The organism is Accumulibacter sp. (assembly GCF_029255285.1).
GTDB lineage: Bacteria > Pseudomonadota > Gammaproteobacteria > Burkholderiales > Rhodocyclaceae > Accumulibacter.
In genome coordinates this window covers 58794-82688 of sequence record NZ_JAPUVI010000112.1, presented here as the reverse complement: position 1 = coordinate 82688, position 23895 = coordinate 58794, and the positions used below count along the sequence as shown (strand labels likewise).

Below are 23895 nucleotides of genomic sequence, written 5' to 3'. Positions count from 1 at the left end.
CCCGGCACGGCCAGGGCCTACTGTACTGAACTGCTTACGCCCTCGCTGACCGGCCCGCGTCGGGCTCGGCGATCCTGAGGGTCAACATCTGATACATGCCGCCGAAAAAACGTTGTTTGCTGACCGTTACGAAACTCCCATCCCGCGGCAACCAGGCGGCGACTTCCTCGCTGAACAGATCATGAGCGAACGGTTCGAGGCGGTCCAGAACCGGCTTCCAGAAATACCGCAATGGGTTGAAGCGGTTCGGAGGGGCGTAGTCCACGATGGTCAAGGTGCCGCCGGGGCGGACGACTCGCAAGGCTTCGGCCAGGGTTTGTTCCCGTACCGCTTGGGGCTGCTCGTGCAGCAGGAAAAACAGCAGGGCCCGGTCGAAACTCCCGTCGGCAAACCCGAGCGCTGCCGAATCCATGCAATGCAGTTTGATCGGCGTTTCCCGGGGCAGCTTGCCGGCCAGATTCTCGAGCTGGATAGGCAGGATATCGACGATCTCCAGCGAACCATCGGGAGTCACACATCGCGCCAGGCGCGGCGTCAGATCGCCGTAGGCACAGGCGATCTGAAGCGTACGGCCTGGCAGATGATGGCCGTAGCCATGGAGCACCGCGTTGCACAGGCGCTTGTAGTTGCCCCAGAGGATGAGGTTGACCAGCCACTGCCGTTCGAAAACGTGCACCGCCCGTGGATGGACATAGGCCCACCAGTAGTGGGCCTGCAGGTATTGCGGAACGGCGGGGAGGCTCTTCTTGACAGCCACGCATGTGGCACCTGGTCGATCGACGCGAGTTTTCATTGGAAAGATCTTAAGGTTTACGATCAGCGAGAAACCGCCTGCGACTGGCCAGCCGGAAGCTCCTGATTGATCTTCCGATCACCCGAGAATGGTCTTTGCAAGGTCTTGCCGCCCCCCTCGCGTGCTGCCCGCCCTGTCGGAAAATGGGAAGTTCCAAGCCGACAGGCCGTACCCTACCCGATCAAACCGGCGAAAGCAACTCGGGCAGCACCGCCCGCGCGTTGGCCGATGTGGCTTCCGCCAGATCATCGGCCGCCGTGGCGCGCAGTTCCGCCAGCACAGCATTGATTCGTGGCAACTGCGCCGGCGTGTTGCGACCACCCGCCAGCCAGGCTGGCGGCATGTCGGGAGCATCCGTTTCGAGAACGATCGAGGTCAGTGGCAGGGTTGCGGCGAGGCGGCGAAGGCGCGTTGCCCCGGAATGCGTCAGGGCGCCGCCGAAACCGAGCTTGAAGCCCAGTTTTACGAACTCCGCGGCTTGCTGACTGCTGCCATTGAAAGCATGCGCGATACCGCCTCTAACCCGGATGCGGCGCAGTTGCGCGAGAACCTGATCGATGGCACGGCGGATGTGCAGGAGCACCGGGAGGTCAAGCTCGCGGGCGATCTTCAGCTGTTCGACGAAAAAGTGTTCCTGCCGTGCGAAATCGGCGCCGGCAACGAACAGGTCGAGGCCGATCTCGCCTACCGCAAGCGCCGGTCGCCGCTTGCCAGGGGTTGCCGCAAGCCATTGGCGCAAGGCGTCCAGATCCGCCGGGCTGGCCTGCCGAACACTCAGCGGATGGATACCGTAGGCTGGAAAGCAAGCGACATGGCTTGAGCAACAGTCGTTCACGGCGTCGAAACTGGCGACGTCGATCGCCGGCACCACGATCGCCGATACGCCCGCCGCCCGTGCTTCCGCTGCCACAGCCTTCCGGTCGCCAGCAAACTCGTCAGCCGCCAGATGACAATGGGTATCGATCAGCATGGTGCGACGTCAAAGGAAGCGAAAGTCTGGTTCGGGCGACTGGCCGCCGATGATGGCGGCCAGCGCGGCGCCCGAACCACAGGCCATCGTCCAGCCGAGCGTTCCGTGGCCGCTGTTGATGTACAGGTTGCTGATGGCCGAACGTCCGATCAGTGGTACGTTCGACGGTGTAGCCGGTCGCAGGCCGCACCAGAACAGCGCCTCGCCGGCCGGCCGCAGGTCTGGGAAGAACTCCATCGCACGCGTCATCAAGGCTTGGCAACGCACGGCGTTGAGCTCGGTATTGTAACCGTTGAACTCGGCCGTTCCGGCGATCCTCAAGCGTTGGCCGAGGCGCGAAAAGACAATCTTGCGGCTGTCGTCGATCAGGCTGACGGTTGGCGCGACGCTGTTCTCGGTCAGCGGAATGGTCGCCGAGTAACCTTTCGCCGGATAGATCGGCAGACGGATCCCGACTGGGCGGAGTAATAAAGGAGTGTAACTGCCGAGCGCGGCGACATAGGCGTCGGCCTGCAGCAACTCACCACCGGCCAGCAAGCCGGCGACTCGTCCGCCGACGACGGTCAACCGGTCGATCGTGACGCCATAGCGGAAAACGACGCCGCGCGCCGCACAGAGCGCGGCCAGCTGTTGCGTGAAACGATGCGCGTCGCCGGATTCATCAGCCGCCGTATAGTCGCCGCCGACCAGCAACGATCTGGCGGCGGCAAGCGCTGGTTCGATGGCGATGCACTCGTCAACCCCGACGGTTCGTCGTTCACAGCCGAAATCACGCATTGCCGCGGCCGCGTCACCGGCCGCGGCAAACTCATGGCGATCGGTGTAGACATGCAGGATGCCGCGTTCGAGATGGTCGTAGGTCAGCGAGTTCTCGGCGGCGCGCAGGGCCTGCAGCTGCTCGCGGCTGTAGAGCGCGAGCCTGACGATCTGGCGAATATTGTCACGCGTTCGCTGCGCGGAGCACTCACGCAGGAAGCGCAGGCTCCAGTCGAGCAGGGCCGCGTCCGGGCGCGGCCGAAAAAGCAACGGAGCGTCTTCGCGCAGCATCCAGCTCAGGGCACGGCGCGGCGCCTGCGGGTTAGCCCAGGGCTCGGCATGCGAGACGGAAATCTGGCCGCCGTTGGCAAAGCTGGTCTCCATGGCAGCGGCCGCCTGGCGATCGATCACCGTCACCCGATGCCCGGCCCTGGCAAGATACCAGGCGGTGGTGACGCCAATGACGCCGGCCCCGAGCACCAGAACCTTCAAGCAGTCAACCCCTGATCCCGGGAAATGCGCGCGACTTCGGGGATGCGGCGCAGGCTGCGCATGAGGCGCGCCAGGGAAGTGCGGCTGGCGACCTGAACCGTGAAGTACAACGTCGTGTAAAGCCCCGGGTGTTTCTCGTCCATGTTGACGTGTTCGATATTCGTTCCGGAATTCGATATCTCAGTGGCGATTCGGCCGAGTACGCCAAGGGTGTTCTGTACCATGATCCGCAAACGCACGCTGAACAGCTTGCCAGGTTCAGGCTCCCACTCGACGTCGATCCACTTGGCGGGTTTGGCACTGCGCGCCCGGCGGATTGCCGGGCAGTCATGGGTATGAATCACCAGTCCCTTGCCCTTCCAGATCGAACCGATGATCGGGTCGCCGGGGATCGGCTGACAACACGGCGCGAACTGGACGGCCATACCTTCCGTACCGCGAATGCTCAGCGAAGCCGGGCGCTTCTCGGTACCCTGTGGCGCTTCCTCACGAGCCAGCAGACGGCGCGCGACGACACCCGCCATCCGAAAGCCGAGACCGATGTCGGTATACACTTCCTTGATCAGTTTGTTGCCGGAATCGCGCAGGACGTTCTTCCAACTGGACACGGGCACCTCGGAAGCGACCACGCCGAGGGCGCGCAACTCTTGGTCGAGCATCTTTTCGCCGAGCGCCGTCGACTCGTCGTGGTGCGCGGTCTTCAGGTAGTGGCGGATCTTGCTGCGTGCGCGCCCGGTCTTGACGTGGGCCAGCCAGGCGGCGCTCGGGTGAGCGTCGGCGGCGGTGACGATCTCCACTCGGTCACCATTGGTCAGTTCCGTCGCCAGCGACATCAGGTTGAAGTTGATCTGGGCGGCGACCGAGTGATTGCCGATATCGGTGTGCACGGCGTAAGCCAGGTCGACCGGCGTCGCGCCGCGCGGCAAGGGGATGATCTTGCCCTTCGGCGTGAAAACGTAGATCTCGTGCGGAAAGAGGTCGACCTTGACGTGCTCGAAGAACTCGGAGGAGTTGCCGGCGCTACTCTGCAGGTCAAGCAGCGAGTGGAACCACTTGGTGGTCTTCTGTTGCAGTTCGGCACCGAAGGACTCGCTATCCTTGTACAGCCAGTGCGAAGCGACACCTTCCTGCGCTACGTTGTCCATCGCCTCGGTACGAATCTGCAGTTCGAATGGAGTGCCATGCGGACCGATCAGCGTGGTATGCAGGGACTGGTAGCCGTTGGGCTTGGGAATGGCGATGTAGTCCTTGAACTTGCCCGGTACCGGCTTGTACAGCGCGTGCAGGGCACCCAGAGCCAGATAGGCCGTAGCGACATCGTTGACCACGACGCGGAAGCCATAAACATCGAGCACCTGCGAGAACGACAGCCGCTTGTCGAGCATCTTGCGATAGATCGAGTAGAGGCTCTTCTCCCGGCCGAAGACCTGCGCCTCGATTCCCGTGTCACGCAGCTTGCCCTTGATACCCTCCAGGATACGCGACAGCAGCTCACGCCGGTTGCCGCGCGCCGACTTCAGCGCGCGTGCGAGGACGCGGGCGCGCATCGGATAAATCAGCTCGAAGGAAAGATCCTGCAACTCCCGGAAAAGCTTGTTGAGACCCAGTCGGCCGGCAATCGGCGCGTAGATCTCCAGCGTTTCGCGAGCGATGCGGCGACGCTTGTCGGCGCGCACGGCAGACATGGTCTGCAGGTTGTGATGGCGATCGGCCAGTTTGATCAAAACGACACGCAAGTCGCGCGCCATAGCCATCAACATCTTGCGAAAGTTTTCCGCCTGCGCTTCTTCGTGCGACTGAAACTCTATCCTGTCGAGCTTCGACAAACCGTCGACCAGATCGGCGACCGGTTTGCCGAAGCGCTCGGCGATCTCGTTCTTGCCGACCGACGTATCCTCCATCACGTCGTGCAGCAGCGCCGCGACGACGCCTTCCACGTCCATCTGCCATTCGGCGATGGCACCGGCCACGGCCAGCGGGTGAGTGATGTAGGCTTCGCCGGACAAGCGCGTCTGGCCGCGATGCGCCTGCTCGCTGAACAGGTAGGCCTCGCGAACGCGCTCGATTTCTTCCGGCAGCAGGTAGTTCAGGCTGTCGATGAAAACCTGATAAGCTGGTTCGTCTTCGGGATGGGTAAGCGCACCCTCGACGACTTGCCGTTCAGCCGCCGGTTTCGTTTCGGCAACGGTGGTGTGCACGCTGACGCCCCGCTCCCCAAGCTGGAACGACGTCAGGCCTGGCCGCGGTTGAGGACTTCCAGACCGACCTTGCCGGCGCCAATTTCACGCAGGGCGATGACTGTGGGCTTGTCACGACCCGGATCGATCAGCGGCGTGGCGCCTGAGGTGATCTGACGGGCACGGTAGGTCGCCGCCAAGGTCATCTGGAAACGGTTTGGAATACGGTGCAGACAGTCGTCTACGGTCACTCTTGCCATGCGAATCTCCTGGAGGAATCAGAGCAGCGTCGAAAACAGGATGGAATGGCGCTGGCGCTGCGCTGCGTAGCGTAGGCGCGAAGCGACGACCACTGCCGACAAGTCGTCTAACGCACGCTGCAAGTCATCGTTGATAATAACATAGTCGAATTCGCCGACATGCCGCATCTCCTCGCGCGCGGCAGCCATGCGGCGCGCGATCGTCTCGGCCGTGTCGGTACCGCGGTCGCGCAGGCGACGTTCGAGCTCGTCGAGCGAAGGCGGCAAGATGAAAACGCCGATCGCCGCCGGGAACAAGCGGCGTACCTGTTCGGCGCCCTGCCAGTCGATCTCCAGCAGAACGTCCTGCCCGGATTGCAGGGCGACTGCGATACCATTTCCTGATGTGCCGTAGTAGTTGCCATGTACCCTCGCCCACTCGAGAAACTCACCTCGGCCGATCTTGTCCAGAAAATCCGACACGCCGATGAAGTGGTACGCGATACCCTCCAGTTCGCCAGCACGCGGCGAACGGGTGGTGTGAGAAATTGACAGACGAATTCTCGGATCGTTCTCGAGCAGCCGCCGCACCAGCGTCGTCTTGCCGGCACCCGACGGGGCCGTGACTATGTAAAGGTGTCCAGTCATGCTCTTTGACCTGCGAACGCAAGATCGCCATTGTACCCGTGGCGCGACGCCCTTCGCCAAAGGGACGCTTGCTTCGGCATGGACTCCGGCGGGCTTAAGGACGAAAATCGCGCCTTGGAAGCATTCATACTCGAGGAGGAGCAAGCTGATGTCCCGATGGAAGTGGATACCGCCCGCTGCCGGTTTGCTTGCCGCGCTGTCGGCCGGCGATGCCAGCGCGGCCGTTCCGATCAAGATTCTCGGCTTTGACGACATGTCGTGCCGTGCGTGGACCGCATCGAAAGACGACGCGGAACAGCGGGCGCTCTATGTCGCCTGGGTGCGTGGCGTTCTCACCGGACACAACTATGCCAACCAGAGTCAACAAGTGTCCACGATATCGAGTGGCACCGTCGAACAGCACGTACAACGCTACTGCACCGAAAAGCCGCTCGGGCAGTTCAGCGATGCCGCGCTTCGTCTCAGCGACCAGTTTTCGGGCCGCAACGCGGCGATCACCAAGTAGAAACCGCCGCGGCGCTCTGAACGGACGCTGGCCGGCCGCGAGGTGATCCCCTATTCCAAGTTTTGCACCTGCTCGCGCATCTGCTCGATGAGCAGCTTGAACTCGATCGCGGCTTGCGAGACTTCCGCGACGAGCGACTTGGAAGCCAGCGTATTCGCTTCGCGATTGAGCTCCTGCATCAGAAAATCCAGGCGTTTGCCGCTTTCGCCGCCGGTTTCGAGCACACGCTCGACTTCGTCGAGATGGGTGGACAGGCGCGCCAGTTCCTCGGCGACATCGATTCGTGCAGCGAAGAGCGCCACTTCCTGCCGGATACGCTCGTCGCCTACCGTATCGACCGCTTCCAGCAGGCGTTGCCGCAGCTTGTCATTGAACGCCGCCTGGGCGGCCGGAATGCGTGGCGCGACCTGCTTCACCAGCGCGCGCATGCAGGCGAGACGTTCGAGAATCACCATGGCCAGCTTGGCGCCTTCGCGGGCCCGGCTGGCGGCGAAATCGTCCAGCGTTTCACCGGCCAACGCCAGACAGGCCGGCGTCAGGATGTCGAGGTCCAGCGCGTCGTCACCAAAGATGCCCGGCCAGTGCAGCACGTCGTTGACCGCCAGCGGAACCGCCGACGGCAGAACGCCGCGCACCTGCGCGTCGTACGATCTGAGGCGTTCGAGCAGGTCGGCATTCAAATTGGCTTGCTGCCCCGTGGCAAGTGCCGAAAGAAAGCTGACACGGCACTCGAGCTTGCCGCGGCGAACGCGAGCATTGATCAGTTCACGCAGCGCCGGTTCGACGAGACGCAACTCGTCAGCGACGCGGAAATGGCAGTCCAGGTAGCGCGAGTTGACGCTTTTCAGCTCGATGTGCAGTGCGCCACCTTTGACGGCACGCGTCCTGGTGGCATAGCCGGTCATGCTGTAGATCATTGAATTCCTGGCGGGTTGACGATGCGCCGTGGGCAGGCGGCTTTACAGCCGCCCCCAAAAACGCCGACAATGATTGGAAACTTCCATGATAGCCTCGATACGGATGGCGCAACAAGCGAACCACCCCCTTCCCGCCGGTTTTCTGCTCGATGAGTATTGCATCGAACATCAATTATCGCTGGGTGGTTTTTCGATCGTTTATGTTGCCACCGACAGTCAGGGGCAGCGCGTCGCGATCAAGGAATATTTGCCGAACACCCTGGCCTTGCGGGCCGAAGGCAGGACGACCCCGGTCATTTCGGAAGAGCACTTGCCCGCGTTTCGCTACGGCATGAAGTGCTTCTTCGAGGAAGGACGGGCACTGGCTGGGCTTTCCCATCCCAACGTGATCCGCGTGCTGAACTTCTTTCGTGCCAACGAGACGGTGTACATGGTGATGGAGTACGAGCAGGGGCGTACCTTGCAGGAGCTTATCCAGAAGAACCGCGCCGGTGTGACCGAAAACTTCATTCGCAATGTTTTCACCAAGATGCTCAACGGCCTGCGTGAAGTGCACTCGCACAGGCTGCTCCACCTCGACCTCAAACCGTCGAACATCTATATGCGCAACGACCATGTGCCGGTGCTGATCGACTTTGGCGCGGCGCGCCAGACGCTGGCCTGCGACACGCCGATGCTCAAACCGATGTACACGCCGGGCTTCGCCTCGCCCGAGCACTACAGCCAGCGCGAACTGCTCGGTCCGTGGAGCGACATCTACAGCGTCGGCGCCTCGATGTACGCCTGCATCGCGGCCAGTACGCCGCAACCGGCAGACAGCCGCCTGCAAAAAGACGAACTCAAACCGGCGATGGTGCGCTGGGACGGCAAGTACTCGGACCAGTTGCTGGAAACAATAGACTGGTGCCTGTGCCTCAATCATCGCTATCGTCCGCAAAGCGTTTTCGCATTGCAGAAGGCGCTCACCGAACCGGTCGTCGCACCGGCTCCGCCAGCGAAAGGAAGCTGGCTGGAGCAGATGGTCGGCAAAATCAGAAAGCCCAGGGACGCATGAAGTTCACGATCTATCAGGAAACCCGGGTCGGCAAGCGGGCCAACAACGAGGACCGGCTGGCCCATTGCTATTCGCGTGACGCGCTGCTCATGGTCGTCGCCGACGGCATGGGTGGCCACTATTATGGCGAGGTAGCGGCACAGATCGCCGTACAGACTTTGACCGAGGCTTTCAAGCGCGAGTTCAGGCCGCGTATTCGTGACCCCTTCATGTTCTTGCAGAAGGGGATGCTCAACGCCCACCGCGGGATTCTCGACTTTGCCGGCACGCATCACCTGCAGGATTCCCCGCGCACAACCTGCGTCGCCTGCATCGTCCAGAACAATGTCGCGTACTGGGCGCACTCGGGCGACTCGCGCCTCTACCTGTTGCGGGACGGCAGGGTGCTGGCGCAGACCAAGGATCACTCGCGCGTTCGCTTGCTGGTTGACCAGGGAGTAATCAGCGAAGATCAGGTGCACGCTCACCCCGATCGCAACAAGATCTATGGCTGCCTGGGCGGGCAACAGACGCCGGAAATCACCTTTTCCCACAAGATGACTCTGGAGGCGGGTGACGTCTTGGTCCTGTGCACCGACGGTGTCTGGAGCGGGCTGCCGGGCGATGTGCTGGCGCTGGCGCTGAAGACTGCCGATCTGATGCGCGCGGTGCCGTCGTTGATGGGCCAGGCGGAAGCCCGTGGCGGTCCGACGGCCGACAACTTGTCGATCATCACCGTGCGCTGGCAGGACACCTACAATGACGGTAGCACGGGAGGCAACAGCGTGATATCGACCAAAACGATGCCACGCGATACGGTGACGACGCGACTCGATGAGTTCGGGCGCAACCCGGACGCCAAGACCGAGCTGACAGAGGACGAAATCGAACTCGCCATCGAAGAGATACGTTCGACCATACAGAAGTACAAATAGGAGTCCGCATGCGTCCCAGCCAACGTCAACCCTCGCAACTGCGCGCGGTTCGCCTGACGCGCCGCTTCACTCGGCACGCCGAGGGCTCGGTGCTGATCGAGGTCGGCGACACGCGTGTCTTGTGCACGGCCAGCGTCGATGAGTCCGTGCCGCATTTCCTGCGTGGTGCCGGACAGGGCTGGGTGACGGCCGAATACGGCATGCTGCCTCGGTCGACGCACACGCGTACGCATCGTGAAGCGGCAAAAGGCAAGCAAAGCGGCCGAAGTCTGGAAATCCAGCGGCTGATCGGTCGTGCGCTGCGCGCGGTGACCAATCTCAAGGCGCTCGGCGAACGTCAGATCACCCTCGACTGCGACGTTCTGCAAGCCGACGGCGGTACGCGCTGTGCCGCCATCACGGGTGCCTGGCTGGCGTTGCACGACGCTTGCGCGCATCTCGTCAGGGTCGGCCGGGTCGCCACGAGCCCGTTGCTCGATCATGTTGCGGCAGTTTCGGTCGGCATCTATCGTGGGCTCGCCGTGCTCGATCTCGATTACTCCGAGGATGCGAGCTGCGATACCGACATGAATGTCGTGATGACCGGCCAGGGAGGGATTGTCGAGCTTCAGGGGACGGCCGAAGGCGATCCGTTCACGCGTTCCCAGATGAACGATCTGCTCGACTTGGCCGAGGCTGGCATCGGTCAGTTGATCGCCCAACAAAAGTCGGCGTTGGCCTCATGAAACTCGTACTGGCTTCGAACAACGTCAAGAAACTCGCGGAACTCGACGCGATTCTCGCCCCGCTCGGCTGGCAACTCATCGCACAGGGTGACTTGGGGATTCCCGAGGTCGAGGAGCCGCACGGCACCTTCGTCGAAAACGCGCTGGCGAAAGCCCGCCACGCCTCGCAGATCGCCGGCTTGCCGGCGCTGGCCGATGACTCCGGCTTGTGCGTCGATGCCTTTGGCGGTGCGCCGGGCGTCTGGTCGGCGCGCTACGCTGGCGAGCCGAAATCCGATGCCCGCAACAACGAGAAGTTGTTGCGCGAACTCGGCGGCAATCGCCAGCGCACGGCGCACTTCGTTTCGGTCATCGTTTTCGTCCGTCACCCCGACGATCCGCAGCCCATCATTGCCGAAGGCGAGTGGCACGGCGAGATCCTTTCGGCGGCACGCGGCGACGACGGTTTCGGCTACGATCCCCTGTTCTACATCCGCGAATTGGACAAGAGCGCCGCCGAACTCGATGCCGCGGAGAAGAATCGCCGCTCGCACCGCGGCCAGGCCTTGGCCCGTCTCGTCGAGCGTCTGCAGGCACGTCGCTGATGCCCGGCGGCAGCGGCCGGACGATCATCCCGCTGCGCCGGCAGCCGCCAGCGTCGACCGACGAGATCGGCTTCCGCCGCCCGCCCCCATTGGCGCTGTACGTTCATGTTCCGTGGTGCGTGCGCAAGTGTCCCTATTGCGACTTCAATTCGCATGCCCTGTCGGCCGACAGCAAAATGCCTCGCGAGCCGGCGGCGATTCCTGAGCGCGAGTACCTCGCCGCTTTGCTTGGCGACCTCGAGTCTGCCTTGCCCCTGGTTTGGGGCCGCCGTGTCGACAGCGTCTTTCTCGGCGGCGGAACGCCCAGCCTGCTGTCGGGCGCCGCCGTCGACGAACTGCTGGCCGCCGTGCGCAGCCGCCTGCCCCTGCTGCCAAACGCCGAGATCACTCTGGAAGCCAACCCGGGGACCATCGAGCGCGAGAAGTTCGCGGCTTTCCGCGCCGCTGGCGTCAACCGCCTGTCGCTGGGAATTCAAAGCTTCAACCCGCATCACCTCGAGTCGCTCGGCCGGATCCACGACGGCCACCAGGCGAAAACGGCCATCGTCGAGGCCATCCGCTACTTCGACAACTTCAATCTCGATCTGATGTATGGTCTGCCCGGCCAGGCGCTGACCGAGGCGGTCGAGGACATCGACCTCGCGCTCTCGTTTGCGCCACCGCATCTCTCCTGCTATCAACTCACGATCGAGGCGAACACCGCTTTCGCGGCCCGGCCGCCGGCGCTTCCTGATGCCGACGACTGTGCCGACATGCAGGATGCCATCGAGGCCAAGCTCGCTGCCGCGGGCTATCGACACTACGAAACGTCGGCCTTTGCCCAACCCGGCCGCGAGTGCCGGCACAACCTCAACTACTGGCATTTCGGCGATTACCTGGGAATCGGTGCCGGCGCGCACAGCAAGCTCACGCTGCGCGATCGCGTGCTGCGCCAGATGCGCTGGAAGCGGCCGGAGCAATACCTGGTCAAGGTCGCCGCCGGAACACCGTTGCAGGAGGAATTCGCCGTCGACCCGGCGGATTTGCCTGGCGAATTCATGATGAACGCGCTACGCCTGATCGACGGCTTTGCCGCGCCGCTCTTCGCGACGCGTACAGCCTGGTCGTTGCGGAGTATCGAGAAGCAACTGCAGCAGGCGGAAAAAGAGGGACTGCTCGAGCGCCGGGGCGAACACATTGCACCGACCGATCGCGGCCGACGCTTTCTCAATCGACTGCTGCAGGGTTTTCTCGCCGAGCGGGCCTGACGGCGCGCGCCGGTCGTCGACAACAAGGTCGCCGAGGCCCCAGCGGCTAGCGCTTCATCGCTTCGACCGCCAGGTCAAGCTGCCGCCGGAGTTCGTCGGCCGGCTGCTCCTGCGCTTCAGCGAGACGAATCTGGCGCAGCAGATCGGATACTCGCGCGGCAGCCAAGCGACGTGCTTTCGCCGATCCCGCCGTCGGTGGCGTCTGCGGCGCGGCGTTGGGCGCCGCGACTGGCGGGACGACAGGCTTGCCGTCGACGACCAACTGGGCGCGTTCGGCACCCGGCTGACCCCGTCGGGCGGTGATCACCATAGATCGCGGTTGATACGGGCGCGGCACCGGCCGCGGGGCAGCGGCTGCCACCCCGGCCTCCTTCATGGCGTTGACCGCGGCCAGCAGCTTGCGATGCAAGTCTTCACTCGGCCGACCTTCGGCCTCGGCAGCACGGATCTGCTTCATGAGTTCGTCGATCTCGCGCGGCACCGACGCCGAGCGGACCGCTTCGCCGACGCTCGCCGGCGGCGCCTTGACGGCGATCGCGAACTCCTCCGGCGAAGAGATCATCTTCGCCAGGCGCAGATGGTTGTAGCGCATCGCCATGGTCACCGCCGTATCGCCCCAATCACTCTGCAGTCCGGTGTTGGCCCCGGCTTCGAGCAGGCTCCTGGCGAGTTCCTGGTGTCCCTCGCGGGCGGCCATCATCAGCGGTGTCGAGCCGTTCGGCGAGCGGGCATTGACGTTGGCGCCGCGCGCCAGAAGATCGCTCACCACCTTGCCGTGGCCGTTGAAAACCGCGTAGTGCAACGCGCCCCACTGGTTGCCCTGACGGTCGAGCGGCGCTCCGCGCTCGAGAAGCCACTTGACGGCCTCGAGATGCCCACCCCAGGCAGCGAGTTGCAACGCCTGCTCGCCGTTCCGGTTGTTGCGCCGCAGGTCGGCGCCTCGCTCGACGAACAGCGCCATCATTTCGATGTTGCCATGCCAGGCGGCCACCATCAGGCCGCTGCCGATATGCGCCGCCTGGTACTCCGGGTCCAGTCCCTCGTCGAGCCAGCGCTTGACCTTGCGCAGATCGCCGCGCTCGATGGCATACTCGAAAGTGATCGGATCGGGCGCCGGCGCCTGTGCCCAGACGGTACCGACAAGCAGCCACAGTCCTAGCCAGCGGGAACCGGCGACCAAGACCTGGTGCAGCGCGCGCCAGGCGAAATGGGCCACACCCGCCGCACGGCTCGCTTTAGCGTGTTGCACGTTGTCGTTTTGCCTCACAATGGCGGATCAATGTGGTCCCGCCTGATTCCCGCTTTCGCGGTTTCGCTTGCCTTGCACGCCAGCCTTCTGCTGCCGGACGCCCTCAAACTCGGCGCCGCGCCGGTGCGCCCGTCGCTCGAAGCGTCACTGCGCCTGCCGGCCAAGCGGCTACCGGCCACCGACGACGCCTTGCTGAAGAACACCCTGGCGACCGACAAGATTCCTCCGCATGTCAAGCCACCCCCCCCCGCGCCGGCCGCACGCACCGCCTCGCCAGCTGACAAGACGACGGCCAAGCGTAGCGTCGACGCCGCGCAGCGCAAACTTTCGCAACACTTGTACTATCCGCCGGAAGCGATCGCTCGCGGCCTCGAAGGCGAAGTCCGCCTGATGCTGACGCTAGGCGAAGACGGCAGCATTCTCGACGTTGGGGTGGCCAGCAGCAGTGGCCAACCGATTCTCGATAAGGCCGCGGTGCGGGCGGCCTGGGCGATGAGTCGCGTGAACTGGGCTCAGTCACGCGAGTTCATCCTGCCGGTCATTTTTCGTCTCGACTGACTCTGGCTTCCTGACAAAGACCAGATCCCACACGCCGTGCCCGAGGCGCAGGCCGCGCTGCTCGAATTTCGTTTGCGGACGATGGTCGGAACGCGGCGCGTAGTCCGGCGCCGTGTTCGCGAGTCGTGCTTCAGCCGACAGCACGGCGAGCATCTGCCGCGCGTAGTCTTCCCAATCGGTCGCGCAGTGCAGATAGCCACCGGCTTGCAAGCGGCTGGCGAGCAGCGCGACGAAGGGCGGCTGCAACAGGCGCCGCTTGTGATGACGCTTTTTCGGCCAGGGGTCGGGGAAGAAGACATGTATCCCGGCCAGCGAAGCAGGGGTGATCATGTCGCGCAGTACCTCGACCGCGTCGTGCTGGATGATGCGCTGATTCCTTAGCCCCAGTTCGGCGACCAGCTTGCACAGGCTGCCGACTCCCGGCGTGTGAACTTCGATGCCGAGATAATCATTTTCGGGATGACTGGCGGCGATCGCCGCCGATGTCTCGCCCATGCCGAAACCGATTTCGAGAATCTGCGGCGCGCTCCGTCCGAACAGCGCGTCGAGATCGACAGGCGCTGCGCTGTAGGGCACGCCGATCTTTGCCATCATCGCGTCGCGATAGCGTTGCTGGGCATTCGACAGCCGTCCCTGGCGAAGGACGAAACTACGGATGGAGGCGCGTTCCCGAACGCCGGCGCCAACGTTCCCGCCACCTGCCATGGCTAGGAGCCGATCAGTCCGGTGGTCGGCGACGAAGGATCCGCCGAGTAGTACTTGCGCGGCATGCGGCCGGCAAGGAAAGCTTCGCGCCCAGCCTCGACGGCCTTCTTCATGGCGCTGGCCATCAACCGCGGATCGCGGGCGTGCGCGATGGCGGTGTTCATCAGCACGCCGTCGCAACCCAGCTCCATGGCGATCGCCGCGTCGGACGCCGTGCCGACACCGGCGTCGACGAGCACCGGCACCTTCGCCTGATCAATGATCAGGCGCAGACTCCACGGGTTGACGATGCCCATGCCGGAGCCGATCAGCGAAGCCAGCGGCATGATCGCGACGCAACCGATCTCCTCCAGCATTCTCGCCTGGATCGGATCGTCGGCGCAGTAGACCATCACCGCGAAACCCTCTTTGACCAGGATTTCCGCCGCCTTCAGCGTTTCCGGCATGTTCGGAAAGAGGCTGTTTGGATCGCCCAACACCTCGAGCTTGCACAAGGCATGCCCGTCGAGCAATTCGCGCCCCAGGCGCAACGTGCGTACGGCGTCGGTCGCCGTATAGCAGCCTGCCGTGTTCGGCAGGATAGTGAACTGCGATGGTGGCAGGACGTCGAGCAGATTTGCTTCGCCCGCCGTCTGCCCGATGTTGGTACGGCGAATGGCAACGGTGATGATTTCCGCGCCGGAGGCATCGATCGCCGCTCGTGTCTCGGCGAAATCCTTGTATTTGCCGGTGCCAACCAGCAGGCGCGAGCGGTAGGTCCGACCGGCTACCGTCAGACTGTGAGGAGAGGAAGTCATGAGTCTTTCGATTCGCAGTATGTTCAGCCGCCGCCGACGGCGACGACGATCTCTATCCGGTCGCCGTCGGCCAAGTGCGTTTCGGCATGGCGACCGCGGGCGACGATTTCACCGTTACGCTCAACGGCGATCCGCTTGCCGGCGTGGTCGAGTACCGTCAGCAGTTCGGCGACGGTCAGTGACGAGGGAAATTCGCGGCTTTCGCCGTTGATCAACAGGTTCATGGGAGGCCGATTCTAGCATGCCGCCGCGTCATCACTCCGGCCACCTGAGGCTCGCCGGGACTCCAACACAGCGCGGCTGCCTGCCGGCCCGCCGGCCAGCGGGTTTCAGGGCAGGCGCGCGAGCGATGGCCCGCTCCCGGAAGCCCACCCGCAGCCGTTGCCCTTGACGTCATCCGTAGCGGTGCCGAGCGCCGGTAGCGACACGCCATGCCCGATCGCGCAATACTCGATCCCCAGGCTGCGCACCAATGCCGGGTCGAACAGGTTGCGACCGTCGAAAATCAGCGGCTGTTTGAGCAGCGCCCGCATCTGCTCGAAATCCGGGCTCTTGAACTCGCGCCATTCTGTGACGATCAGCAACGCATCGGCGTCGCGCAGGGCCTCCGCCTGATGGGTCGCAAAACTCAGTCCCGGCCGATCGCCAAACACCCGTCGCGCCTCGTCCATCGCCACCGGGTCGTAGGCGCAGACCGTGGCGCCGCGGCGCAACAGCTCGTTTACGATGACCCGGCTCGGCGCTTCGCGCATGTCGTCCGTGTCCGGCTTGAATGCCAGCCCCCAGACGGCAAAGCGGCGGCTCTGCAGTTCTTCGCCAAAACGGAAGACGACCTTTTCCACCAAGACGCGCTTCTGAGTCTCGTTGACCGCTTCGACGGCCGCCAGCACGCGCAGGTCGATGCCGAAAGCATGGCCGGTACGCACCAGCGCCTTCAGATCCTTTGGGAAGCACGAGCCGCCGTAGCCGGTTCCGGCGTAGAGGAAGTGTGAACCGATGCGCGGATCGCTGCCGATGCCGAGGCGCACCCGTTCGATATCGGCACCGACGCGCTCGGCGAGCCGTGCCAGTTCGTTCATGAAGCTGATTCGCGTCGCCAGCATGGCATTGGCCGCGTACTTGGTAAGCTCGGCGCTACGCGTATCCATCAGCAGCAGTTTCTCGCGGTTACGCGAAAAAGGCGCGTAGATCGCCCGCATCAGCAGCCGCGCGCGTTCATCGTCGGCACCGATGATGATGCGGTCGGGGCGCATGAAGTCCTCGACTGCGGCACCCTCCTTCAAAAACTCGGGATTGCTGACGACCGCGAAGTCGATGCTCACCCCGCGTTCGGCGAGCACCTCCTGTACTGCCGCCCGAACGCGATCGGCGGTACCCACCGGCACCGTGCTCTTGTCGACGATCACCTTGTAGTCGGTCATGTGCCGGCCGATGCCGGACGCGGCAGCGAGCACGTACTGGAGATCGGCCGAACCGTCCTCGTCGGGCGGCGTACCGACGCTGATGAACTGCAGCGTTCCGTGGTGCACGGCGGCGACGATGTCGTTGGTGAACTGCAGCCGTCCAGCCGCGACGTTGCGGCGCATCATCTCGCCCAGGCCCGGCTCGTGAATCGGGAGCCCCCCAGCATTGAGGACCGCGATCTTGCCTTCGTCCACATCCAGACAGACGACGTGGTTGCCCATTTCCGACAGGCAGACGCCGGTCACGAGGCCAACGTAGCCGGTACCAATGACAGTCACTTTCATCCGCAGCTCGCTTCCATTCGGATTTTGTAATAACGCCGATACCAATCGACGAAACGCCCTATGCCGTCGGCCAGCGGTGTGTCCGGCGCAAAGCCGATCCATCTATCCAGGGCAGAGGTGTCGGCACAGGTCGCCGGCACGTCCCCGGGTTGCGCAGCGAGCAGCCGTTTCTCGGCCACCCGCCCAAGGCACTGCTCGAGGCAGCCGATGAAGTCCATCAGCGCCACCGGTTGACGATTGCCCACGTTGAACACCCGGTATGGCGCATCGCTGGTCGCCGGATCGGGCGCCGACGCCGAATACCCCGGATCCGGCTCGGCCACCCGGTCATGGACTCTCAGTACGGCTTCGACGACGTCGTCGACGTAGGTGAAGTCGCGCCGCATGCGGCCGTGGTTGAATACGTCGATCGGCCGACCTTCAAGGATCGCCCGGGTGAACAGAAAAGGAGCCATGTCGGGACGGCCCCAGGGACCGTAGACGGTAAAGAAGCGCAGGCCGGTCGTCGGCAGGCGATAGAGGTGGCTATAGGTGTGCGCCAGCAACTCGTTGGCCTTCTTGGTTGCCGCGTAGAGGCTGACCGGATGGTCGACGTTGTCGCGCTCGGCGAAGGGCAGCCGTGTGTTGCCGCCATAGACGCTGGAACTCGAGGCATACACCAGGTGTTGAACCCGTTGCTGGCGGCAACCTTCGAGCACGTTCACGAAGCCGAGCAGGTTGCTGTGTACGTAGGCATGCGGATTGAGCAGCGAGTAACGCACACCGGCTTGCGCCGCCAGATGGGTGACCCGCTCGAAGCCTTCGCTGGCGAACAATCCGGCCATCGCCGGCCGGTCGGCGACATCCAGCGCGATGAAGCGGAAATCGCCCTGCCCGGTCAGGCAGGCCAGGCGGGAACGCTTGAGATGGACATCGTAGTAATCGTTGAGGTTGTCGATGCCGACCACGCTGTCGCCGCGCCTAAGAAACCTTTGGGCGACGTGCATGCCGATGAAACCGGCGACACCGGTGACGAGGAGTTTCATGCGCGCCGCTTTCGAACTCTCGTGCTTGTCATGGCAACGACCGGCCGCGCGCGGCCCGATGCGCTTGGACGACGTCCCGGAAACACTGCCGGGACGACCAGGCAGGCAGTCATGGGCACGTGTGACTCGTCGAAGAAAAGCGTTGTGGCAATCCTGAGTGCAAACCTGGAGACCAGAATGAAAGCCGAGGCACTGGGTAAACCACCGGCCGGAATAGATCGGTTGAATGGGCAAAGCTGGAGGCAACAACTGCGCCACGCCAAGGCCAGCAGCAACTGTGCGGGAGGCGATGATAGCAGCCCAATCGAATTTTGTCCGACGGCCCTGCGGGTTGTTTCGCCGCGTGGATGCCGGACCTCCTGCCGCGCTCACTGACCCGACCCGCGGCAGGGGGAATGCGCGCCGCGCTTCTGGCAAGGACGACGCCCCGTCGCGAGGCTCCACCGCCCTGGGGTCGGATCGACGATCATCAGATCGTTGGCTAAGCCAGGCGACCCGCCGCATTGGCCGACGTTGACCATTCCTCTCTGCTGGTCGCCCGGCTGGTCGCTGGTCACCGGCAGAAAACGGCAGAACCGTTTATCGCGCGCCGACAACCGGCTATCATAGAACGATGAAAACACGAATCCTGCTGGTCGAGGACGACGAACGCCTCGCTGAACTGACTGCTGAATACCTGCGCAAGAACAACTTCGAAGTCATGGTGGAAGGTCGAGGTGACACCGCCGAGACGCGCATTCTCAGCGAACGTCCTGACCTGGTCATTCTCGACGTCATGCTGCCGGGCAAGGACGGTTTCGCGGTCTGCCGTGCCGTTCGCAGTCAGTACAGCGGCGTGATTCTGATGTTCACGGCGCGTGACGAGGAATTCGACCAGATCTTCGGCCTCGAACTGGGTGCCGATGACTACATCGCCAAGCCCGTTCAACCACGCCTCCTGCTGGCGCGCATCAAGGCCTTGCTGCGCCGGGCGCCAGCCGCGCCGGGGGGGGCACCCGTCGAAGGCGCCGACCCGGGTGAACCGGCCGAACTGGCGTTCGGCCGCTTCCGGATCAGCCAGGCGACGCGCAGCAGCTTTTTGGGCGACGACAGTATCGACCTGACGACGGCCGAGTTCGACCTGCTCTGGCTGCTCGCCCGCCACGCCGGCAGCATCCTGTCGCGCGACGATCTTCTGCAGGAATTGCGCGGCATCGGTTTCGACGGGCTGGACCGCTCGATCGACGCCCGCATTTCCCGGCTGCGTCGCAAGCTCGGCGACGATCCGGAAAACCCGACGCGAATCAAGACGGTGCGCGGCAAAGGCTACCTGTTCAGCAAACATGACTGGCAGTAGCCGGCTGCTCGCCCTGCTCGGCAACACTACGCCGGCGCCGTGGCGCGGACGCTACAGCCTATCGCGGCTGTTCTTCAACTTTTACCTGCTGGTCATGGGCTCGTTCGTGGCCATTGCGATCTTCGCCGACTTCGTCATTTCGACTGCCGTCAAGGGCATTACCGACGACTACACCCGCCGTTTCATGCGTGGCACGATCGTCCTCATCGAGGACGAACTGTTCCGCAAGCCACGCTCGGAGTGGCCAAAAACGATAGAGGCGCTGGACAGGAAGTTCTCTTACAAACTGGACATCGTCGACCGCTGGACCCTGAACCTGCCACCGCCACAGGCCGCCAAACTCGACGACGGCGAACTGGCCATCGACGCACAGGGCGAGATTCTCTATCACCGCCTCAAACAGACGCCGCAGATTCTGATGGTCGGCCCGATCTCGCCCGAGCGCGACCCGGACTACCGGAAGGGTATCCCGCTCGATTTGCGCATCCGCCTGCTCACCTGGAGCCTGATCGGTCTGTGCCTGGCGATCGTCGTCTGGCTGTGGGTACACCCGGTCTGGCGCGATTTGGAAGCGATGCGTCAGACGACGCGGGCACTCGGAGAGGGACTCTTCGAAGCGCGTGCGCCGACGATGCGCAGCAGCGCTTTCGGACCTCTCGCGGAAACCCTTAACGGCATGGCGGAGCGAATTCAGCGTCTGATCGCCACCCAGAAGGAGCTTTCCAGCGCCATTTCGCACGAATTGCGAACGCCGATCGCACGCCTGCGTTTCGCACTCGAGATGCTGGCCGAGACCGAAGAACCGGGCGAACGCGAGCGGCTCTGGCGACTGATGGAAGCCGACCTCGACGAACTCGACAGCTTGATCGACTCCAGTCTGACCTACGCCCGCTTCGAACGCGAGCAGCCGGAACTTCAGTTGAGCGCCGTCGAGTTCGGTCCATGGCTCGCGCAACAGGTGGCGGCCAATCGGTTGCTCGGACGCCATCTCGAGCTCATGGTAGACACATCGGCCCTACCGCCCGCGCAGCATGTCGAACTCGACTCGCGGAGCATGCCTTACGCGGTCACCAACCTGCTGCGCAACGCCATCAAGTACGCCAGAACGCGCATCCGGGTAAGTGCCGAGATGGTCGGCCAGCACATCGCCTTGCACGTCGACGACGACGGTATCGGCATCCCGCCGGAAGAGCGAGAGCGCGTCTTCTCGGCCTTTACCCGACTCGACCGCTCGCGCGACCGAGCGACCGGTGGCTATGGCCTGGGTCTGGCGATCGCCCGGCTGGTGCTCGAACAACACGGTGGCACGGCCAGCGCTGGCGCCTCGCCGCTCGGCGGCGCCCGCTTCACGCTACGTTGGCCACTGTCACAAAGCGTCACCGAAAGCTGACGCAATCGCTGCAGACTCGCCAGCGAAGGGCCGCTATGATCACGCTTTCCGCTGGCAGTAAAGAGCGATCGAGGGCACGAAGTGAACGAATTCCTACTCATCAGCGAGCGCTTGCTCGCCACCACACGCCAGCACTTCTTCGCCGACGACCTGGCGACGCCCATCGAGCAGGCTGAAGACGACGGCTGTGCGGGCCGTTGTTTCGGTGATCCGCCACATCGAGCCCGCACCGACAAGTGAGCGCGGTGGCCGGGTCGCCTGTCCGTTTCCCGATCGCCGAAGGTTTCGGCATCTTTGTCGCGATTGCCGCGGCTGACGTACTCATCGCGGGCGAGGTAAATCTGTTCAAGGCTTCGCTGATTGCGGCCGGCGCGGCAATCGTGCTGTACTTGGCACGACGCCGGCTGCTTGCCAACCGACGTCGCCACTTGCACTGAAGCTCCGGGCAACATTAGCCCCCGCCCACTGCCGGCGAGTTTTCTTGGCCGGCGAGATCAGGGCGCGTTCTTGGCGAAGTGACCGTGGGCACACTGCCGACGACACGAACTTCGCGCTGCGGGAACGGAATCTCGATACCTTCGTCGCGAAAGCTACGCCAGATCGCCAGGTTGATCGCCGAGCGAACGCCGCCGGTTCCCTCCTGCGGATCGCCAATCCAGAAGCCGAGTTCAAGGTTGATGCCGCTATCGGCGAAAGCGCTCAGTAAAGCTTGCGGTGGCGGATCGGTGAGCACCCTGGGCTGTGCCTGTGCGGCCTCGCGCATGAGCCGCATCGCCTGCTCAAGGTCGGTCCCGTAGGCTACCTGAATCGAGATGGTGACACGCAGGCGCGAATCGGTAAACGACTCGTTGCGCACGATGTTCGATACCAGGTATTCGTTCGGAATGATGACCTCGGTACCGGTGAGCGTGCGCACGACGGTATAGCGTGCGGTAATCTGCGTCACCACACCGGAAGTCGTGGCGTCGATGGCGACCAGGTGGCCGATGCATACCGAACGGTCGAGCAGGAGAATGAAGCCACTGACGTAGTTGCTGGCGATCTTCTGCAAACCGAGTCCGAGACCCACAGCCAGCGCACCACTGAACACCGACAAGGCAGTCATGTCGATACCGACGATGGACAGGCTGAGCAACAGTGCGATGACCGACAGCACGGCCTTGACCAGGCGGCCCAGGACGACACGCGTATTGGCATCGAGCTTGTCGTTCGCCAGCACACGATTCTCGATCTCGCCCGAGAGCCAGAGAGCCACCAGAACCGTGACGCACACCGTCACCAGGCCGGTGAGCAAGGTCCAGAGATCCAGCTTCTGTTTGCCGGCCGTGAAAGTCACCTGCTCGAGCAACTCGACGATCGGTTCCGCCAGTCCGGTAATGTAGAGCGCCAGGCAGAACCATATGCCCATGCCGATGAAGCGCTCGGAACTCGCCAGCAAGCTGCCGGCCTGGAAAGCGTGGCGCAAGATGTAGATCGCCGCCCGCACCAGCGCCAGCGAGAGCAGCAGCGGCAGCGCCAGATCGAGCAGGCTGATCGGTCCCCAGTGCCAGTATCTGAATGCCTTGCGTACGACGAGAACGAACACCAGGGCAAGCAGGGGAAAAGCAACGCGCTTCAGACTGCCGGTGCCGAAGCTGCGCAACACGCCGTGATCGGTCCGCGAGCGCGCAAATTCGCGCCGCTGCCCATAGCGCGACAAGCCCCAGGCAAGCAGCAGACAGGCCGCGAGTGCCACCACCTGCCAGAGAAAACCGGGATCGCGCAGATCACGCCAGAGTCCGACCAACAAGGCAAACATCTCTTTTTCGTTCATTTTCTCTCCATCACCGCGGCATAGAAGGCATCGGTCCCGTGCCGGTGCGGCGACAGGCGCAGGCGTTTGCCGCAATCGATCGTGATTTCCTGCTGACCGAGAATTTCCTGCGCGCGGCAATCAACGAACTCGGAGTGTTGCGCCAGGAAAGCCCCGACCACCGCTTCGTTTTCCGCCTCGAGCAGACTGCAGGTCGCGTAGACGAGCCGCCCGCCCGGTTTGACGAGCGTTGCGGCGGCAGCCAGAATCGCCGTCTGCTTGGCGCTCAGATCGGCAACGCTGGCCGCCGTCTGCCGCCACTTGAGATCCGGATTGCGGCGCAGCGTTCCAAGACCGGAACACGGCGCATCGACCAGCACGCGGTCCAGCTTGCCAGCCAGTCGCCGGATCTTGATGTCGCGCTCCGAATCGATGCGCAGCGGATGGACATTCGACAGGCCGGAGCGCGCCAGCCGCGGCTTCAGCTTGGCCAGCCGCCGTTCGGCGACATCGAAGGCGTAGAGGCGGCCCTGCGAGCGCATCAGGGCGCCCAGCAGCAAGGTCTTGCCGCCGGCACCGGCGCAGAAATCGGCCACCATCTCGCCACGTCTGGGCTGCAGCAGGAAGCCGAGCAACTGGCTGCCTTCGTCCTGCACTTCGATGCTGCCGTCTAGGAACAAGGGGTACTTCGACAGTGCCGGCTTGCCCGCCAGGCGAATGCCGAGCGGCGAATACGGGCAGGGCTCGGCGGCCAGGCCGTCGGAGCGCAGACGCGTCAACACCTCCTGGCGCCCGGTCTTGAGCGAATTGACGCGCAGATCGAGCGGTGCCGGCCGATTGAACCCGGCCGCCAGACGTTCGACTTCTTCGCTGGCGTACTGCTCGTTCAACAAGGCGTAGAGCCAGTCCGGCAGATCGAGCCGCACGGCGGCCGGCAGATCGTTGACCTTTACCCCCTTGGCGTGCGCCAACCACTTGCTCTCGGATTCGGTCATCACCTCCGCCAGCTGTCGCCGGTTCATTCCCTGCAGACAAGCCAGCGCTGCCAGCAACAGCCGCCGCGAGCTCACCTCTTCGGCACAGCGCGCTGCCAGCGAACGTTTGCGGCGCAACACGGTGAAAACGGTTTCCGCGACGAAACCACGGTCAGCGTGACCGAGTTCGCGGTGCTGCCGAAAATAGTTGGCAACCACCAGGTCGGCCGGAAAACCCGAGCCGAGCAGATCAGACAACAGTTTTTCCGCATGCCGAAAAAGAGCGGTTGAGAAGCGCAA

General features: G+C 63.6%; 26 protein-coding genes. 11 read left to right on the top strand and 15 right to left on the bottom strand.

Annotated elements, in window-relative coordinates:
• Positions 1–34 precede the first annotated feature (34 nt).
• From rquA to gmk, 6 genes are all read right to left on the bottom strand, one after another.
• On the bottom strand, positions 35–757 hold the full coding sequence (gene rquA, locus Q1M07_RS18435; RefSeq protein ID WP_300456580.1) for a rhodoquinone biosynthesis methyltransferase RquA: 723 nt from the start codon (positions 755–757) through the stop codon (positions 35–37).
• Between the two features lie 217 nt (positions 758–974).
• Complete coding sequence (locus Q1M07_RS18430) at positions 975–1763, bottom strand: TatD family hydrolase (RefSeq protein ID WP_300456577.1); 789 nt, start codon at positions 1761–1763, stop codon at positions 975–977.
• Between the two features lie 9 nt (positions 1764–1772).
• Positions 1773–3011, bottom strand: a complete 1239-nt coding sequence (locus tag Q1M07_RS18425) for a D-amino acid dehydrogenase (protein ID WP_300456574.1) — start codon at positions 3009–3011, stop codon at positions 1773–1775.
• On the bottom strand, positions 3008–5110 hold the full coding sequence (locus tag Q1M07_RS18420; protein WP_300456701.1) for a bifunctional (p)ppGpp synthetase/guanosine-3',5'-bis(diphosphate) 3'-pyrophosphohydrolase: 2103 nt from the start codon (positions 5108–5110) through the stop codon (positions 3008–3010). Before Q1M07_RS18420 ends, Q1M07_RS18425 begins: the two co-directional genes overlap by 4 nt.
• 131 nt (positions 5111–5241) lie before the next feature.
• The gene (rpoZ, locus tag Q1M07_RS18415; RefSeq protein ID WP_300456571.1) at positions 5242–5448 is read right to left on the bottom strand and encodes a DNA-directed RNA polymerase subunit omega; all 207 of its coding nucleotides are present in this window, start codon (positions 5446–5448) and stop codon (positions 5242–5244) included.
• Positions 5449–5466: 18 nt separating this feature from the next.
• Positions 5467–6075: a guanylate kinase gene (gmk, locus tag Q1M07_RS18410; protein WP_300456568.1), complete on the bottom strand. Its 609-nt coding sequence runs from the start codon at positions 6073–6075 to the stop codon at positions 5467–5469.
• 148 nt (positions 6076–6223) lie between these two features.
• Here gmk and Q1M07_RS18405 point away from each other — a divergent pair, with 148 nt between their 5' ends.
• A complete protein-coding gene (locus Q1M07_RS18405) occupies positions 6224–6580 on the top strand; it encodes a hypothetical protein (RefSeq protein ID WP_300456566.1) in 357 nt (118 codons plus the stop codon).
• 50 nt (positions 6581–6630) lie between these two features.
• On the opposite strand, the gene Q1M07_RS18400 is transcribed toward Q1M07_RS18405, so the two are convergent.
• Positions 6631–7497 (bottom strand): YicC/YloC family endoribonuclease, encoded by an 867-nt coding sequence (locus Q1M07_RS18400; RefSeq protein WP_300456563.1) that lies wholly within the window; start codon positions 7495–7497, stop codon positions 6631–6633.
• 103 nt (positions 7498–7600) lie between these two features.
• On the opposite strand from Q1M07_RS18400, the gene Q1M07_RS18395 reads away from it, so the two are divergent.
• From Q1M07_RS18395 to hemW, 5 genes are read left to right on the top strand one after another with little or no spacing between them, the layout of a single operon-like run.
• Positions 7601–8551, top strand: a complete 951-nt coding sequence (locus Q1M07_RS18395) for a serine/threonine-protein kinase (RefSeq protein WP_300456698.1) — start codon at positions 7601–7603, stop codon at positions 8549–8551.
• Complete coding sequence (locus tag Q1M07_RS18390) at positions 8548–9465, top strand: serine/threonine-protein phosphatase (RefSeq protein ID WP_300456560.1); 918 nt, start codon at positions 8548–8550, stop codon at positions 9463–9465. The genes Q1M07_RS18395 and Q1M07_RS18390 overlap by 4 nt, the downstream gene beginning before the upstream one ends.
• An 8-nt stretch (positions 9466–9473) precedes the next feature.
• Positions 9474–10190 carry a ribonuclease PH gene (gene rph / locus Q1M07_RS18385; RefSeq protein WP_300456557.1) on the top strand — a complete coding sequence of 239 codons (717 nt, stop codon included), beginning with the start codon at positions 9474–9476 and terminating at the stop codon, positions 10188–10190.
• Positions 10187–10774 carry an RdgB/HAM1 family non-canonical purine NTP pyrophosphatase gene (rdgB, locus tag Q1M07_RS18380; protein WP_300456554.1) on the top strand — a complete coding sequence of 196 codons (588 nt, stop codon included), beginning with the start codon at positions 10187–10189 and terminating at the stop codon, positions 10772–10774. Before rph ends, rdgB begins: the two co-directional genes overlap by 4 nt.
• Entirely contained in the window at positions 10774–12021 is a 1248-nt protein-coding gene (gene hemW, locus Q1M07_RS18375; RefSeq protein WP_300456551.1) for a radical SAM family heme chaperone HemW, read from the top strand. The genes rdgB and hemW overlap by 1 nt, the downstream gene beginning before the upstream one ends.
• Positions 12022–12067: 46 nt before the next feature.
• On the opposite strand, the gene Q1M07_RS18370 is transcribed toward hemW, so the two are convergent.
• Positions 12068–13270 (bottom strand): ankyrin repeat domain-containing protein, encoded by a 1203-nt coding sequence (locus Q1M07_RS18370; protein WP_300456548.1) that lies wholly within the window; start codon positions 13268–13270, stop codon positions 12068–12070.
• Positions 13271–13300: 30 nt separating this feature from the next.
• Between Q1M07_RS18370 and Q1M07_RS18365 the strand changes: the two genes are divergently transcribed.
• Positions 13301–13828, top strand: a complete 528-nt coding sequence (locus tag Q1M07_RS18365) for an energy transducer TonB (protein ID WP_300456545.1) — start codon at positions 13301–13303, stop codon at positions 13826–13828.
• Here Q1M07_RS18365 and trmB read toward each other — a convergent pair.
• The 5 genes from trmB to Q1M07_RS18340 form a co-directional block, all read right to left on the bottom strand.
• Positions 13787–14533 carry a tRNA (guanosine(46)-N7)-methyltransferase TrmB gene (gene trmB, locus Q1M07_RS18360; protein ID WP_300456542.1) on the bottom strand — a complete coding sequence of 249 codons (747 nt, stop codon included), beginning with the start codon at positions 14531–14533 and terminating at the stop codon, positions 13787–13789. The genes Q1M07_RS18365 and trmB overlap by 42 nt on opposite strands.
• A gap of 2 nt (positions 14534–14535) precedes the next feature.
• Positions 14536–15330 carry a thiazole synthase gene (locus Q1M07_RS18355; protein ID WP_300456539.1) on the bottom strand — a complete coding sequence of 265 codons (795 nt, stop codon included), beginning with the start codon at positions 15328–15330 and terminating at the stop codon, positions 14536–14538.
• A gap of 23 nt (positions 15331–15353) precedes the next feature.
• The gene (gene thiS, locus Q1M07_RS18350; RefSeq protein WP_300456536.1) at positions 15354–15554 is read right to left on the bottom strand and encodes a sulfur carrier protein ThiS; all 201 of its coding nucleotides are present in this window, start codon (positions 15552–15554) and stop codon (positions 15354–15356) included.
• Positions 15555–15659: 105 nt separating this feature from the next.
• Positions 15660–17078, bottom strand: coding sequence for a UDP-glucose/GDP-mannose dehydrogenase family protein (locus tag Q1M07_RS18345; RefSeq protein WP_300456533.1), 1419 nt, complete (start codon positions 17076–17078; stop codon positions 15660–15662).
• Positions 17075–18103: an NAD-dependent epimerase gene (locus tag Q1M07_RS18340; RefSeq protein ID WP_300456530.1), complete on the bottom strand. Its 1029-nt coding sequence runs from the start codon at positions 18101–18103 to the stop codon at positions 17075–17077. Before Q1M07_RS18340 ends, Q1M07_RS18345 begins: the two co-directional genes overlap by 4 nt.
• 613 nt (positions 18104–18716) lie before the next feature.
• Between Q1M07_RS18340 and Q1M07_RS18335 the strand changes: the two genes are divergently transcribed.
• The 4 genes from Q1M07_RS18335 (at position 18717) to Q1M07_RS18320 (ending at position 21266) form a co-directional block, all read left to right on the top strand.
• Positions 18717–19439, top strand: coding sequence for a winged helix-turn-helix domain-containing protein (locus Q1M07_RS18335; protein WP_300456527.1), 723 nt, complete (start codon positions 18717–18719; stop codon positions 19437–19439).
• The gene (locus Q1M07_RS18330) at positions 19426–20829 is read left to right on the top strand and encodes an ATP-binding protein (protein WP_300456524.1); all 1404 of its coding nucleotides are present in this window, start codon (positions 19426–19428) and stop codon (positions 20827–20829) included. Before Q1M07_RS18335 ends, Q1M07_RS18330 begins: the two co-directional genes overlap by 14 nt.
• Before the next feature lie 81 nt (positions 20830–20910).
• Complete coding sequence (locus tag Q1M07_RS18325) at positions 20911–21069, top strand: hypothetical protein (protein ID WP_300456521.1); 159 nt, start codon at positions 20911–20913, stop codon at positions 21067–21069.
• Between the two features lie 5 nt (positions 21070–21074).
• Positions 21075–21266 (top strand): hypothetical protein, encoded by a 192-nt coding sequence (locus Q1M07_RS18320; protein ID WP_300456518.1) that lies wholly within the window; start codon positions 21075–21077, stop codon positions 21264–21266.
• 14 nt (positions 21267–21280) lie between these two features.
• Here Q1M07_RS18320 and Q1M07_RS18315 read toward each other — a convergent pair whose 3' ends face one another.
• Positions 21281–22642 (bottom strand): mechanosensitive ion channel domain-containing protein, encoded by a 1362-nt coding sequence (locus Q1M07_RS18315; protein WP_300456514.1) that lies wholly within the window; start codon positions 22640–22642, stop codon positions 21281–21283.
• Positions 22639–23853 (bottom strand): RsmB/NOP family class I SAM-dependent RNA methyltransferase, encoded by a 1215-nt coding sequence (locus tag Q1M07_RS18310; protein ID WP_300456511.1) that lies wholly within the window; start codon positions 23851–23853, stop codon positions 22639–22641. Before Q1M07_RS18310 ends, Q1M07_RS18315 begins: the two co-directional genes overlap by 4 nt.
• Positions 23854–23895 lie beyond the last annotated feature (42 nt).

Coding starts and splice junctions, on each gene's coding strand:
- Q1M07_RS18340 (WP_300456530.1), bottom strand. CDS start 18,103: ATGAAACTCCTCGTCACCGGTGTCGCCGGTTTCATCGGCATGCACGTC.
- thiS (WP_300456536.1), bottom strand. CDS start 15,554: ATGAACCTGTTGATCAACGGCGAAAGCCGCGAATTTCCCTCGTCACTG.
- Q1M07_RS18390 (WP_300456560.1), top strand. CDS start 8,548: ATGAAGTTCACGATCTATCAGGAAACCCGGGTCGGCAAGCGGGCCAAC.
- Q1M07_RS18355 (WP_300456539.1), bottom strand. CDS start 15,330: ATGACTTCCTCTCCTCACAGTCTGACGGTAGCCGGTCGGACCTACCGC.
- Q1M07_RS18330 (WP_300456524.1), top strand. CDS start 19,426: ATGACTGGCAGTAGCCGGCTGCTCGCCCTGCTCGGCAACACTACGCCG.
- Q1M07_RS18395 (WP_300456698.1), top strand. CDS start 7,601: ATGGCGCAACAAGCGAACCACCCCCTTCCCGCCGGTTTTCTGCTCGAT.
- Q1M07_RS18345 (WP_300456533.1), bottom strand. CDS start 17,078: ATGAAAGTGACTGTCATTGGTACCGGCTACGTTGGCCTCGTGACCGGC.
- rph (WP_300456557.1), top strand. CDS start 9,474: ATGCGTCCCAGCCAACGTCAACCCTCGCAACTGCGCGCGGTTCGCCTG.
- Q1M07_RS18335 (WP_300456527.1), top strand. CDS start 18,717: ATGAAAACACGAATCCTGCTGGTCGAGGACGACGAACGCCTCGCTGAA.
- Q1M07_RS18430 (WP_300456577.1), bottom strand. CDS start 1,763: ATGCTGATCGATACCCATTGTCATCTGGCGGCTGACGAGTTTGCTGGC.
- rpoZ (WP_300456571.1), bottom strand. CDS start 5,448: ATGGCAAGAGTGACCGTAGACGACTGTCTGCACCGTATTCCAAACCGT.
- rdgB (WP_300456554.1), top strand. CDS start 10,187: ATGAAACTCGTACTGGCTTCGAACAACGTCAAGAAACTCGCGGAACTC.
- Q1M07_RS18405 (WP_300456566.1), top strand. CDS start 6,224: ATGTCCCGATGGAAGTGGATACCGCCCGCTGCCGGTTTGCTTGCCGCG.
- trmB (WP_300456542.1), bottom strand. CDS start 14,533: ATGGCAGGTGGCGGGAACGTTGGCGCCGGCGTTCGGGAACGCGCCTCC.
- Q1M07_RS18400 (WP_300456563.1), bottom strand. CDS start 7,497: ATGATCTACAGCATGACCGGCTATGCCACCAGGACGCGTGCCGTCAAA.
- Q1M07_RS18315 (WP_300456514.1), bottom strand. CDS start 22,642: ATGAACGAAAAAGAGATGTTTGCCTTGTTGGTCGGACTCTGGCGTGAT.
- Q1M07_RS18365 (WP_300456545.1), top strand. CDS start 13,301: ATGTGGTCCCGCCTGATTCCCGCTTTCGCGGTTTCGCTTGCCTTGCAC.
- hemW (WP_300456551.1), top strand. CDS start 10,774: ATGCCCGGCGGCAGCGGCCGGACGATCATCCCGCTGCGCCGGCAGCCG.
- gmk (WP_300456568.1), bottom strand. CDS start 6,075: ATGACTGGACACCTTTACATAGTCACGGCCCCGTCGGGTGCCGGCAAG.